The sequence below is a fragment of the Bradyrhizobium sp. 18BD genome (genome assembly GCF_054185225.1).
The window spans coordinates 185,549-198,794 of record NZ_JAVAYL010000009.1 but is presented as its reverse complement, the minus strand read 5'-3'; the positions used below and the strand labels follow the sequence as shown (position 1 = coordinate 198,794).

General features: G+C 66.1%; 10 protein-coding genes. All 10 read left to right on the top strand.

Going from position 1 to position 13,246, the window contains the following annotated elements; genetic code table 11:
- Window positions 1-108: 108 nt before the first annotated feature.
- Window positions 109-729, top strand: a complete 621-nt coding sequence (locus RAD16_RS18415; protein WP_458159308.1) for a UbiX family flavin prenyltransferase — start codon at window positions 109-111, stop codon at window positions 727-729.
- Window positions 730-757: 28 nt separating this feature from the next.
- Window positions 758-2,179, top strand: a complete 1,422-nt coding sequence (locus RAD16_RS18410; RefSeq protein ID WP_458159307.1) for a UbiD family decarboxylase — start codon at window positions 758-760, stop codon at window positions 2,177-2,179.
- A 124-nt stretch (window positions 2,180-2,303) separates the two neighbouring features.
- Window positions 2,304-3,143, top strand: a complete 840-nt coding sequence (locus RAD16_RS18405; protein WP_458159306.1) for a helix-turn-helix transcriptional regulator — start codon at window positions 2,304-2,306, stop codon at window positions 3,141-3,143.
- A gap of 142 nt (window positions 3,144-3,285) precedes the next feature.
- Entirely contained in the window at window positions 3,286-6,288 is a 3,003-nt protein-coding gene (locus RAD16_RS18400; protein ID WP_458159305.1) for a xanthine dehydrogenase family protein molybdopterin-binding subunit, read from the top strand.
- Window positions 6,285-7,100, top strand: coding sequence for an FAD binding domain-containing protein (locus RAD16_RS18395; RefSeq protein WP_458159304.1), 816 nt, complete (start codon window positions 6,285-6,287; stop codon window positions 7,098-7,100). Before RAD16_RS18400 ends, RAD16_RS18395 begins: the two co-directional genes overlap by 4 nt.
- Entirely contained in the window at window positions 7,097-7,615 is a 519-nt protein-coding gene (locus RAD16_RS18390) for a (2Fe-2S)-binding protein (protein WP_458159303.1), read from the top strand. The genes RAD16_RS18395 and RAD16_RS18390 overlap by 4 nt, the downstream gene beginning before the upstream one ends.
- Window positions 7,608-9,152, top strand: coding sequence for an AMP-binding protein (locus RAD16_RS18385; RefSeq protein ID WP_458159302.1), 1,545 nt, complete (start codon window positions 7,608-7,610; stop codon window positions 9,150-9,152). Before RAD16_RS18390 ends, RAD16_RS18385 begins: the two co-directional genes overlap by 8 nt.
- A 29-nt stretch (window positions 9,153-9,181) precedes the next feature.
- Window positions 9,182-9,988: an enoyl-CoA hydratase/isomerase family protein gene (locus tag RAD16_RS18380; RefSeq protein ID WP_458159301.1), complete on the top strand. Its 807-nt coding sequence runs from the start codon at window positions 9,182-9,184 to the stop codon at window positions 9,986-9,988.
- Window positions 9,989-10,064: 76 nt separating this feature from the next.
- Complete coding sequence (locus RAD16_RS18375) at window positions 10,065-11,396, top strand: MFS transporter (protein ID WP_458159300.1); 1,332 nt, start codon at window positions 10,065-10,067, stop codon at window positions 11,394-11,396.
- A gap of 63 nt (window positions 11,397-11,459) precedes the next feature.
- Entirely contained in the window at window positions 11,460-13,157 is a 1,698-nt protein-coding gene (locus tag RAD16_RS18370) for a GMC family oxidoreductase (protein WP_458159299.1), read from the top strand.
- Window positions 13,158-13,246: the final 89 nt, after the last annotated feature.

The following is a 13,246-nucleotide window of genomic DNA, read 5'->3' as shown; positions in this document are numbered from 1 at the left end:
GATGATGAATAATATAATCAATCATTATTTGTGGTGATGGCTGCGATTGCCTAGTCTTGCGGCGGACCGCGCCTCAAGGGCGCGTGCTCAGGGAGCGAAACCGGACCTATGCAGGACACCACGCCCAAGCGGATGATCATCGGCATTTCCGGCGCCTCCGGCGTCACCTATGGCGTGCGCCTGCTGCAGCTCCTGCGCAATGCCGGCGTCGAGACGCATCTGGTGATGTCGAAGACCGCCGAGCTGACCTTTGCCTACGAGACGGACCTGAAGATCGCGGAGGTGAGGGAGCTTGCCAATGTCTGCCATGGGATCGACGACATGGCCTCGGCAATTTCGAGCGGCTCGTTCCGCGCCGCCGGCATGATCGTGGCGCCGTGCTCGATGCGCTCGATGTCCGAGATCGCCTCCGGCGTGACCACGACGTTGCTGACGCGCGCCGCCGACGTCGTGCTCAAGGAGCGGCGGCGCCTGGTGCTGATGGTGCGCGAGACCCCGCTGCATACCGGACATCTCAGGACGATGACGGCGCTGTCCGAGATGGGCGCGATCATCGCGCCGCCCGTGCCAGCCTTCTACGCCAAGCCGGAAAATCTCGAAGACATGGTCGAGCACACCGTCGGCCGCGTGCTCGATCTCTACGACATCGATATCGGCGTGGTGCGACGCTGGGGCGAGGACGAGGCGCTCAAGCGCCGCTCGCCGACGCTGCGCAAGGTAGCGCCCTGATCTGAAGACCCAAGGAAAGACCCGTTACATGCAAATAGAAACTCCGGCTGGAACAAGCGCCAAGGCGCAAGCCGATCTGCGCACCTGGCTCGCTTACCTCGCCGAGCGCGGCAGGCTCGCGATTGCCCGCGAGGGTATTGGGCTGGCTGATGAGCTCGCCGCCATAGCCAAGCGGCTGGAGCGCGATAGCGCGGTGCTGTTTCCGCGGCCCGATGGACACGCGATCCCCGTCGTCGCCAATCTCTTCGCCGGCCGCGACTGGGTCGCCGATTCCATCGGTGTCACCGAGGAGCAGCTGCTGCCACGGTTCCTGGCCGCGGCGAGCTGTCCGCTGCCGACGCATGAGGTCGCGAGCGGGCCGGTGCAGGACGTCGTCCACGAAGACGTCGATCTGCTTCGTCAGCTTCCGGTGCCCAAGCACAATGAGCGCGACAGCGGACCCTACATCACGGCCGGCTTGCTGATTGCCCGCAATCCCAAGACCGGCGTGCAGAATGTCTCGATCCACCGCTGCCAGATCTCCAGCAAGAATCGCATCGGCGTGCTGCTGCTGCCGCGGCACACCTTCTCCTATTATCGCCTGGCCGAGGAGCTGGGCCAGGCGCTGGAGATCGCGATCGTGATCGGTGCGCATCCGGCGCTGATGCTGGCCTCGCAGGCGATCGCGGCGCTCGACGAGGACGAGATGGCGATTGCCGGCGCGCTGCTCGGCGCGCCCGTCGACGTCGTGAAGTGCCGCACCAATTCGGTCCGCGTTCCCGCCCATGCGGAGATCGTGATCGAGGGGCGCATCCTGCAGGCCGTGCGCGAGCCTGAGGGACCGTTCGGTGAATTCCCCCAATATTATGGCCCGCGCGCCAATCGCGAGGTGATCGAGGTCGATGCGATCACGCATCGCAAGGCGCCGATCTTCCACACCATCGTTGGCGGCGGCTTCGAGCATCTGATCCTCGGCGGCGTGCCGCGCGAGGCGACGCTGCTCCAGCATCTGCGCCGCAGCTTCCCGAACGTGCTCGACGTTCGCCTGACGCGCGGCGGCACCTGCCGCTACCATCTCGTGATCAAGATCGACAAGGCCAATGACGGCGAGCCCAAGAACATCATGATGTGCGCCTTCGGCGCGCATTACGACATCAAGCAGGTGGTCGTGGTGGACAAGGACGTCGACATCTCCTCGTCCGAGGAGATCGAATGGGCGGTGGCGACGCGCTTCCAGGCCGACCGCGATCTCATGGTCGTCTCCGGCGCGCTCGGCTCAAAACTCGACCCGACCACCGACAACGGCATCAGCGCCAAGATGGGCCTGGATGCGACCGCGCCGGTCAGTGCGCCCGAGCTCGCCTTTAAGCGCATCCGCGTCAAGGGCGAGGAGGACGTCGATCTCGCCACGGCGTTGCAGGCCGACCCCAGCGCCGCGGTCGCGCGCCTTCTCGCGGAGGCGCGTGCATGAGCCGGTTACCGCCTCCAAGCAACTTGCGTCGGTTTGCATCGTTGGAATATGAAGCGGGTGCTGCCTATAGTGCCGCGCCAACAAAGCAACCATTTTGCAGCGCAATGCTGGGAGGAAGGAACTGATGTCGACGGCCCTGCGCATCGCTCATGGCGCTTTCGGCAGGGTCGCTCTGCTCGACATGGACCGTTCACTGGTCCGCCACGCTCATCATCACTGCCACGTCCTGCTCAAGGTCGAGGGCGCCGACACGCAGTTTATGGTCGGTGACCAGGTCACGCCGCTGACGGACGCTGCTGCCGTGCTCGTCGACGGCTGGAAGCCGCATGCCTATGTGCATGACGTCAATCGCCCGCGCACGCTGATCATGGCGCTCTATATCGAGCCGGAATGGCTGAAGGAGTTCCGCCCCGGTTGGGCCGCGAGCGGCGCGCCGGGCTTTTTCGAGCGTCCCTCGGGCGAAGTGTCGCCGCGCATCCGCCAGCTCACGCTGCATCTGGCCGCTGAAATGATGGCGAATCCCGATGCGGTGCGCACCCACGAGCAGACGCTGTCCGATCTCATGATCGCGGTGATCGAGCGGTTCACGCCCTGGCGCAGCTTTCCGACCTCGATCCGCGGCATGAGCGCGGTGAGCTGCGACTGGCGCATCCGCCGCGCGATGGATGCGATGCGCGTGCATGACTCCTATGCCAATGTCGATCAGTTCGTGAAGGGCGCAGGGCTCTCGCGCGCGCAGTTCTTCCGCCTGTTCGAGACCTCGCTCGGGGTCTCGCCAAAAATCTATCTCAACGTCGTCCGCATGGAGCGCGCGCTGGAGGCTGTGATGCGCGAGGACACGCCGCTCGGCGAGCTCAGCGAGCGGTTTGGTTTTCCGGAGCCGGCGCATTTCACGCGCTTCTTCCGTGATCACGCCGGCGTCAGCCCGCGCGAGTTTCGCAACGTCTCGCGTCTTGCTGGTTGATTCTTCCAGACTGATATTGCGCTGCACGCTCTCGAATGAGACGATTTGGTAAGTCGTGAGAGCGGGCGGTATGGGCCCTGCACCCCTGTCCTGACAAACGTCATCGTCGCGTCAAAGAACGCGTCGGGAGGTATGCCGGGATATGCTGCAGGCGGTCAAATCCGCAAATCCGGGAAGTGGCGATGAGCCGTGGGTCGGACGTTCGATTGAGCGCGTCGAGGATGCCGCGCTGCTCTCTGGCCGCGGCCGCTTCATCGACGATCTCGGCGTTCAGCCCGGCACGCTGCACGCAACGATCCTGCGCTCGCCGCATGCGCATGCCGATGTTCTCTCCATCGATGCTGAAGCTGCAAAGCGCCTGCCGGGCGTTGCAGCAGTTCTGACCGGACGCGACGTCAAGGCCGTCACCACGAGCCTCGTCGTCGGCGTGAAGGCGCCGGTCGAGTGCTGGCCGATCGCGATGGATCGCGTGCGCTATGTCGGCGAGCCCGTCGCCGTGGTCGTCGCGACCGATCGCGCGCGGGCCGAAGATGCGGCTGAGCTCATCAATGTCGAATACCGCCCGCGCGGCGCCGTCGTCGATCCGCTGGACGCGATCACGCCCGGTGCGCCGGTGCTGCATGACGGCTTTCCCGGCAATCTCGCCAGCGACCGCGCCTTCCGGTATGGCGATCCCGAAAATGCCTTCGCGGATGCGCCGCATCGCTTCTCCATCGATATCAAATATCCGCGCAATTCCTGCACGCCGATCGAGACCTATGGCGTCGTCGCCTCGCACGATGCCGGCGAGGATGCGTATGAGGTGCTCGCCAATTTCCAGGGCCCGTTCAGCATCCACACGGTGATCGCGCGTGCGCTGAAAGTGCCGGGCAACCGGCTGCGGCTGCGCACGCCGCCGGATTCCGGTGGCAGCTTTGGCGTCAAGCAGGGTGTGTTCCCTTACATCGTGCTGATTGCGGCGGCCGCGCGTGTCACGGGACGGCCGGTCAAGTGGATCGAGGACCGGCTCGAGCATCTCACCGCGTCGGTGTCGGCGACCAACCGCGCGACGACGCTGTCGGCGGCGGTCGCGGCCGACGGAAAGATCCTCGCGCTCGACTGGGACCAGGTCGAGGATTGCGGCGCCCATCTGCGCGCGCCGGAGCCGGCCACGCTGTACCGCATGCACGGTAATCTGACCGGCGCCTACGACATCCACAACGTCAATATCCGCAACCGCGTCGTCGTCACCAACAAGACGCCGACCGGCCTCAATCGCGGCTTTGGCGGCCCGCAGGTTTATTTCGCGCTCGAACGTCTGGTGCAGCGGATCGCGATCGGCCTTGGCCTCGATCCGCTCGATGTCATCAAGCGCAATCTGATCGTTTCAGGCGCATTCCCCTATCGCACGGCGACCGGTGCTCTGCTTGATTCCGGCAACTACCAGGAAGCCGTCGCGCGTGCGGTCGAACAGGGCAGGCTTGCGGAGCTGAAGGCGAAACGTGATGAGGCACGCGCGCAGGGCCGCCTGTATGGCATCGGCTTCACCGCGGTGGTCGAGCCCAGCGTCTCCAACATGGGTTACATCACGACCGTGCTGACGGCGGCCGAGCGCCGCAAGGCCGGTCCCAAGAACGGCGCGCAGGCGACAGCGACGGTCGGGCTCGATCCGGTCGGCAGCGTCACGGTGCACGTGGCTTCGGTGCCGCAAGGGCAGGGCCATCGCACCGTGCTGTCGCAGGTCGTCGCCGACGTGTTCGGCCTCCAACCCAAGGACATCCGCGTCAACACCGAGATCGACACCGCCAAGGATGCCTGGTCGATCGCGTCAGGCAATTACGCCAGCCGTTTTGCCGCGGCGGTGGCGGGCACCGCGAAGCTCGCGGCCGAGCGCGTCGCCGGCCGGCTCGCTCGCATCGCCGCGAGCCAGCTCAATGTCGAAGTTGCCGACATCGTATTTGCAAAGGGCTTTGTCGCCTCGAAGCACAATCCGGAGAACCGGATCGCATTCTCGCGCGTCGCCGCGCTCAGCCATTGGTCGCCGGGCTCGCTGCCTGATGATGCCGGCCAGACCATCCGCGAGACCGTGTTCTGGACCCCTCCGGAGCTGACGCCGCCCGATGAGAACGACCGCATCAACTCCTCGCTCTGCCACGGCTTCATCTTCGACTTCTGCGGCGTCGAGATCGATCCTGTCACGCTGGAGACGCGGATCGACCGCTACGTCACCATGCACGATTGCGGCACGATTCTGCATCCAGGCATGGTCAACGGCCAGATCCGCGGCGGTTTTGCCCAGGCGCTCGGCGCCGCGCTGTTCGAGGAATATGCCTATGCCGCGGACGGCAGCTTCCTGACGGGAACGCTCGCCGACTATCTGCTGCCGACCACGACAGAGGTGCCGGAGCCCGAGATCTTCCACATGGAGACGCCGTCGCCGTTCACGCCGCTCGGCGCGAAGGGCGTGGGCGAGGGCAATTGCATGTCGACGCCGGTGTGCCTCGCCAATGCGGTCGCGGATGCGCTCGGCGTCGCCGATATCACCTTGCCGCTGGTGCCGGCGCGGCTTGTCGAACTGGTGCGCGGTGCCGAAGCGCCGCCGCCCGCGGGCGGCGCAACGGCTGCGCCCATGCGCGAGGGTGATCGCCGGCTGCGCGGTGAGGGGCAGGCCTCGGTGAAGGGTGCGCCCGAGCAGGTCTGGGCGATGCTGCTCGATCCCGCGACGCTGCAATCCGTCATCCCCGGCTGCCAGCGCGTCGACAAGGTCACCGACACGCATTTCCGCGCCGACGTCACGCTCGGCATCGGTCCCGTCACCGGCCGCTATCGCGCCGATGTCGAGCTGTTCGATCTTGATCCGCCGCATGCTGTCACCTTGCGTGGCGGCGCCACCGGCGCGCTCGGCTTTGGCAACGCCGAGGGACGGGTCACGCTCGCGCCCGACGGCAACGGTGGGACCAAGCTGACCTATAGCTATGACGCCGCGATCGGCGGCAAGGTCGCCAGCATCGGCGGTCGTCTGCTCGACGGCGCGACGCGGGTGATCATCGGCCAGTTCTTCACTGCGCTGGCGCGCAAGGCCGGTGGTGGCGGCGCGGAGGGCGGCGGCTTCTCGCTGTTCGCGCTGCTGGCGAAGGTCGCCAGGCTGTTCGGGGGGCGCCGATGAAACCGCCCGCATTCGACTATCTCCGCGTCGGGAGCGTTGGCGACGTCCTCGAAGGGCTGGCGCAGCAGGGCGGCGATGCGCGCGTGCTCGCCGGCGGGCAATCGCTGATGGCGATGCTGAACATGCGCCTCGCCAAGCCAAAGCTGCTGATCGACATCATGCGCATCAGGGAGCTGCGCCAGATCGAGCGGAAGGGCGATGCCGTTATGATCGGCGCCGGTGTACGCCAAGCCGATCTACTCGCATGGCCTGACCTCGCCGAGGCGCTGCCGCTGGTCGCGCTGGCGCTGCCCTGGGTCGGACACATGCAGACCCGCAGCCGCGGCACCATCTGCGGCTCGCTCGCGCATGCCGATCCCAGCGCCGAGATGCCGCTGGCAATGGTCACGCTCGGCGGCGAGGTGCTGCTCCGCAGCGCCAAGCGCCGTCGCCGGGTCGCCGCGAAGGACTTTTTCTCCGGTATGATGCTGACCGCGCGCAGCGACGATGAATTGATCGAGAGCATCTCGCTGCCGGTCACGAAGGGGTCGCGCTTCGCCTTCCGTGAAGTCGCGCGCCGCCATGGCGATTTCGCCATCGTGGCCTGCGCTGCGATGAAAACGTCAACCGGCGTGCGTCTCGCCGTCGGCGGCGTCGCTGACGTCCCGACCGTGCGCGACTGGCCGCGGCTGGAGGGCAGCGCGCTCGACGATGCGCTCAATGCCTTTGCCTACGAGCTCGGCGCCCGCGACGACGTTCATGCCACAGCGCGGTACCGCCGCGATCTCGTGCGCATGATCGGCCGCGACCTGATCCGCGAGGTGCTGCAATGACCCGTCTCAAGGCCGATCACCGCCATCCCGTCCGCTTCTCGCTCAACGGCAAGCCGGTCGAAGGCGAAGCCGAGCCGCGCATGCTGCTGTCCGATTTCCTGCGCCACCAGTTAGGCGCGACCGGTACCCATGTCGGCTGCGAGCACGGCGTCTGCGGCGCCTGCACCATCGTCGTCGACGGCATGCTGACCCGTTCCTGTCTGACCCTCGCGGCGCAGGTCGACGGTTGCGAGCTCAAAACGGTCGAAGGGCTCGCGCCCTCGGCCGACCGGCTCGGCGTGCTGCAGCAGGCGTTCCGCCGCAACCACGCGCTCCAGTGCGGCTTCTGCACCGCCGGCATCCTGATGTCGCTCGACCACTACCTCGCGAGGAATCCGGCGCCGACCGAGGCGGAGATCCGCGATCTCCTCAGCGGGCATATCTGCCGCTGCACCGGCTACACCCCGATCATCCAGGCGGCGCTCGAAGCCGCCGCCCAGCTCGCTTCATCCAAAAAAGAGACGTCAGATGCTTGATCTCGCCAGCAGCTTCATGGCCAGCGCCGCGCGCGATCCCAACGCCATCGCATTGGTCGATGGCGATCTCCGCCTGACCTACCGGCAATGGTACGACAAGATCTCCTCCCTCGTTGCGTCGTTCGACCGCCTTGGCCTCAAGCCCGGTGATCACGTCGTCACGCTGCTGCAAAACCGCTGGGAGGCGGCGACGCTGCACTGGGCCTGCCAGTTCGCCGGCCTCGTGATCACGCCGATCAACTGGCGCGCCAAGGCCGACGAGCTCGACTACTGCATCGAGAACGCCGAAGCCTGCGCGGTGTTCTACCAGGACATCTCGGCCGAAGCCGTGCAGGGCTCGGCGCTGGCAGGCAAGCTGCTGCGCGTCTCCGTCGATCCCGGAATAGGCGAGGCGACGAGCTTCGCCGGCCTGATCACGGACGCTGCGCTAGATGCCGAGCCGCGCGTCGGCGCTGATTCCTGGTCGATCATGCTCTACACCTCGGGCACGACCTCGCGGCCGAAGGGTGTGCCGCGACGGCATCGTGCCGAGCGGGCCGCGGCGATCGCCCATGTCGCGCAAAATCTCTACGGGCGCGGTGAGCGCACACTCGGCGTGATGCCGCTCTACCACACCATGGGCGTTCGCTCGCTGCTGGCGATGTCGCTGATCGGCGGCACCTTCATTTGTCTGCCGCGCTATGACAGCCGCCAGGCGCTGGCGCTGATCGAGCAGGAAGCGATCACCAACCTCTATCTGGTGCCGACGCTCTATCACGACCTCGTCCATCACGAGGCCTTTGCGAAGACTGACGTGTCCAGCGTGCGCAAGCTCGGCTTTGCCGGCGCGTCGATGACTGACGGCCTGCTGAAGAAGCTGAACGAAGCGTTCAAGCCCGACCTGTTCGTCAACCATTACGGCAGCTCGGAGATCTACACCTTTACGATCGACCAGAACGCCGCGGCAAAACCCGGCTCTGCGGGAAAGGCCGGGTTGAACCAGCACGTCAAGGTCGTGCGCATCAGCGCGAAGTCGGTCGCGGAGCTTGCTGCGGTCGGTGAGGAGGGCGAGATCATCGCCACGCTTGCGGGCGACGAAGCTTTTGAGGGGTACTGGCGCCGCCCCGAGGCCGACGCAAAATCGCTGCGCGAGGGCTGGTACTTTACCGGTGACACCGGTTTCGTCGATCCCGACGGCGATCTGTTCGTCACCGGCCGTGTCGACGACATGATCATCACCGGCGGCGAGAACGTCTCGCCGGTCGAGATCGAGAGCTGCCTGTCGCTGCATCCCGCCGTGGACGAGGTCGCGGTGGTCGGCGTGGCCGACGAGAAGTGGGGCAAGATCGTCGCCGCCTTCGTCAAGCGCAACCGCGCGGTGTCCGAGGTCGAGCTGGAGCAGTTCTGCCGCACCACGGGCCTTGCCAATTTCAAGCGGCCGCGCCGCTACGTCTTCGTCGACGCGATTCCGAAATCGCCGGTCGGCAAGCTGCTGCGGCGACTGCTCGTCGCCGGAGAATACGAGGCCGAGCGCCTGCCGCCGTCGGACGCGGCCTGATCATCACCCATCAACAGAAGGAAGAAGCCATGCCGTCACCCTATACATTCGCCGATCCCCGGCTCGCCAAGCTCGACGGATTCAAGGTCGAGATCGACGAGGCGCATGAGCGCGCCGATATCATCCTGGGCCGTCCGCCCTATAACGTCGTGGCGATGCCGCAGCGCGACCAGCTCCGCCTGACCTTCGAGACGCTGGACGAGGATCCGCGCGTGCGCGTCATCGTGGTGCGCGGCGAGGGCGAGCACTTCTCCAGCGGTGGCAATATCGGCGGCTTCATGGAGGCGAGCCCCGAGCACGTCTCCAAGCTCGCCTTGAACATCGCCGCGCCCGCGCGCTGCGCCAAGCCCGTGATCGTCGCCAACCGCGGCTATTGCTTCGGCGTCGGCTTCGAGCTGTCGCTGGCCTGCGATTTCCGCATCGCCTCGGAGACCACGCAATACGCGCTGCCGGAGCAGAAGCTCGGCCAGATCCCGGGCTCGGGCGGTTCGGCCCGCCTGCAGAAGATGGTCGGCATCACCCGCACCAAGGACATCGTGATGCGCTCCAAGCGCATCTCGGCCAAGCAGGCCTATGATTGGGGCATCGCCACCGAATGCGTGCCGGATGCCGAGCTGGAGAAGGCGACCGACAAGTTGGTCGACGAGCTCCGCACCTTCTCTCCGCTGGCGCAGCGCACCGCCAAGAAGCTGCTCAACGACACCGAGGATTCGACGCTCGCCATCGCCATCGAGCTCGAAGGCCATTGCTACAGCCGGCTGCGCCAGTCGGAAGACTTCAAGGAAGGCGTCGAGGCCTTCAACGCCAAGCGCCCGCCGAAATTCGTCGGCCGCTGAGACGCGACTGAACGAACTGCCGCGGTTCGCAAGGATGCGAACCGCGGCGCTACTCAAACGGGGGAGGTAAAACAACATGGCTGAGATGGATATGCCGGTCGCGGGTGCGCAAGCATCGGCCGACAACAAGCAGATGGTCAACGCGATCATCGCATCGGTGCTCGGATGGGCGCTGGATCTGTTCGATTTGTTCATTCTGCTCTACGTGGCGCCGGTCGTCGGCGCGCTGTTCTTTCCGTCGAGCAATGCGGCGCTGTCGCTGGCCGCGGTTTACGGCTCGTTCGCCGTTACGCTCCTGATGCGGCCATTGGGATCGGCGGTATTCGGACATTTCGCCGACGTGCATGGCCGCAAGCAGGCCATGCTGATCGCTATCATCGGCGTCGGAATCAGCACGGCGGCGTTCGGCCTGTTGCCGACCATCGCTCAGGTCGGCGTGATCGCGCCGATCATCTTCCTGATCCTGCGCCTGGTGCAGGGCGTGTTCGTCGGCGGTGTCGTGGCTTCGACCCACACGATCGGCACCGAGTCGGTGCCGCCGCAATGGCGCGGCGCGATGTCGGGCCTGGTCGGTGGTGGCGGCGCCGGCATCGGCGCGCTGCTGGCGTCCTTCATCTTCCTGATCACGTCCTCGGTGTTCCCCGGCGATGCGTTCGCGGTGTGGGGCTGGCGCTTCATGTTCTTCTCGGGGCTGCTGAGCTCGCTGCTCGGCTGGTTCATCTTCCGCAACCTCGAGGAATCCCCGTACTTTAGGGAGCTCAAGCGCCAGCAGGGCAACAAGCAGGCGAAGGTCTCGAAGGCGCCGGTGAAGGACGTGTTCTCCGGCGAATATCGCGGCGTCTTGCTCGTCAACCTGCTGATCACCTTCGGCGGCGGTGCCGGCTACTACCTGACCTCCGGCTACCTGCCGAGCTTCCTGAAGGTGATCAACGCGGTCCCGAACCAGACCTCGTCGCTGATCCTGATGGGGGCCAGTGTCTCGGCGTTCTTCTCCGCGGTGGCGGTCGGCGCGCTCAGCGACGTCATCGGCCGCAAGAAGACGTTCCTCATTATCGGCGTTCTGGCCGCGGTGCTGCTGCCGCTGTGCTATCTGAACCTCGCCGGCACCAAGGACACGACGCAGATCACGCTTCTTGCGCTCGCCATCGCGTTCATCGGCAATGCCGGTTACGCGCCGGTGCTGATCTTCCTGAACGAACGTTTCCCGACCGCGCTGCGCGCGAGCGGCACAGGTCTGTCCTGGAACATCGGCTTTGCACTGGGCGGCATGATGCCGACCTTCGTCTCGCTGGTGAGCGGCAGCCCGGCGGAGATTCCGATGTCGCTGGCCTACTTCGCGGTCGGCGTGTTTGTGATCTATCTGATCGGCGCGATCGTGATCCCCGAGACCAAGGGCAACTTCCGCTGAGCTCACTCGGCGCGGCTGCACCAGCGGCCGCGCCGATCCTTCGAATTGCGCGACGAGACGGGAATGGATGAGCTGCATTTCGACGATGTGATCGTCGGCGGCGGATCGGCGGGCTGCGTGCTCGCCAATCGGCTTTCCGCGAATGGGAGCCGCCGCGTGCTTCTGATCGAAGCCGGGATGGACACCCCGCCGGACGCGACGCCGCCGGAAATCCTCGACGGCTATCCGATGACGCTGTTCTTCGGCGACAAATACATCTGGCCGGGACTTTCGGCCGCGGCCGGTCGTAACGCCGAGGGCAGGCCGGTCGTCCGCGCCTATGAGCAGGGCCGGGTAATGGGCGGCGGCTCCAGCATCAACGTGCAGTCGGCCAATCGCGGCCTGCCGCGCGACTACGATGAGTGGCGCGATCTCGGTGCGCGCGGCTGGGGTTGGACGGACGTGCTGCCTTACTTCCTCAAGCTCGAGACCGATCTCGATTTCGACGGCCCGCTGCATGGGAAAAGCGGCCCGATCCCGATCCGCCGTATCGCGCGCGAGGCGATGCCGCCATTCGGCAAGGCCGTGAGCGAAGCGCTGTCGGCAACCGGCCTGCCGTTCCGAAAGGACCAGAACGCCGAATTCGAGGACAGCATCTTTCCGCCGGCTTTCTCCAACCGCAACGACAGGCGCGTCTCCACTGCTGCCGGCTATCTCGATGCAACGACGCGGGCGCGGCCGAACCTGACCATCTGGGCTGACAGCGATGTCGAGCAGCTTCAGCTCGAAGGCCGCCGCACGACGGGCGTGGTGGTCTCGCGTGGTGGCCAGAAGCTCACGGTCGGCGCCGGCCGCGTGATCCTCACCGCAGGCGCGCTGCAATCGCCGGCGATCCTGATGCGGGCGGGCATCGGTCCGGGCGCGGCGCTGCAGGCGCTCGGCATCCCTGTCACCATCGATCTCCCCGGTGTCGGCAGCAATCTACGCGATCATCCCGCGATGTCCTTCTGCCAATATCTGCCGCGTGGCTTGCGGCTGCCGCTGGCTCGGCGGCGTCCCAATTTCGCGGCGATGCGTTTCTCGTCGGGACATCCGGGCTGTGACGCCTCCGACATGTACATCACGGCCTCGGCCCGCGGCGGCTGGCACGCGCTGGGCACGCGGCTCGGGCTCTATTTCCTCTGGTGCAACCGGCCATATTCGCGCGGCTCGCTGACCCTGACGAGCCGCGACCCCAGGACCTATCCGGTCGTCGATTTCAACCTGCTGTCCGATCCGCGCGATCTCGAACGGATGGTCGATGCCGTCCGGCTGCTCGCCAGGCTTGTCGTTCATCCCGCGCTCAACCCGGAGGCGGGCGATTTCTTCCCGGCGTCCTATTCGCCGCGGATCAAGCGCCTGAGCCGGTATGGCACGGCCAACCGCATTGTCGCCTCGATCCTCGGCCCAATGCTCGACGTGCCTGCGGGCCTCAGGCAGCTCTTGATCCGCCTCGTGCTGCTGAACGGCACCGCCTTCCAGGCGACGCTGGCGGACGACCGCGCGTTGGAGGCGTTCGTGCGGCAGAGCGTGTTCGGCGTTTGGCACCCCGTCGGCACCTGCCGCATGGGCGATCCCGCCGATGCCATGGCGGTGGTCGATCCCCAGGGCAGGGTGATCGGCAGCGATAACGTCTTCGTGGCGGACGCCTCGATCATGCCGCGGCTGCCGACCGCCAATACCAACATCCCCGTGATCATGGCCGCCGAGAAGATCAGCGATGCGCTGCTGCGGCATCATTGATCCCTTTCCGCCGGGCGCCTTTCGGTGTAGCTCTGCGCCCACTTATTAGGCGGCCGATGGCCGCCGAAATCATGCAGGAGACACCAGGG

Bases quoted from the DNA above. Each gene is read 5' to 3' on its own strand.
- RAD16_RS18415 (WP_458159308.1), top strand. From the start codon at position 109: ATGCAGGACACCACGCCCAAGCGGATGATCATCGGCATTTCCGGCGCC.
- RAD16_RS18410 (WP_458159307.1), top strand. From the start codon at position 758: ATGCAAATAGAAACTCCGGCTGGAACAAGCGCCAAGGCGCAAGCCGAT.
- RAD16_RS18405 (WP_458159306.1), top strand. From the start codon at position 2,304: ATGTCGACGGCCCTGCGCATCGCTCATGGCGCTTTCGGCAGGGTCGCT.
- RAD16_RS18400 (WP_458159305.1), top strand. From the start codon at position 3,286: ATGCTGCAGGCGGTCAAATCCGCAAATCCGGGAAGTGGCGATGAGCCG.
- RAD16_RS18395 (WP_458159304.1), top strand. From the start codon at position 6,285: ATGAAACCGCCCGCATTCGACTATCTCCGCGTCGGGAGCGTTGGCGAC.
- RAD16_RS18390 (WP_458159303.1), top strand. From the start codon at position 7,097: ATGACCCGTCTCAAGGCCGATCACCGCCATCCCGTCCGCTTCTCGCTC.
- RAD16_RS18385 (WP_458159302.1), top strand. From the start codon at position 7,608: ATGCTTGATCTCGCCAGCAGCTTCATGGCCAGCGCCGCGCGCGATCCC.
- RAD16_RS18380 (WP_458159301.1), top strand. From the start codon at position 9,182: ATGCCGTCACCCTATACATTCGCCGATCCCCGGCTCGCCAAGCTCGAC.
- RAD16_RS18375 (WP_458159300.1), top strand. From the start codon at position 10,065: ATGGCTGAGATGGATATGCCGGTCGCGGGTGCGCAAGCATCGGCCGAC.
- RAD16_RS18370 (WP_458159299.1), top strand. From the start codon at position 11,460: ATGGATGAGCTGCATTTCGACGATGTGATCGTCGGCGGCGGATCGGCG.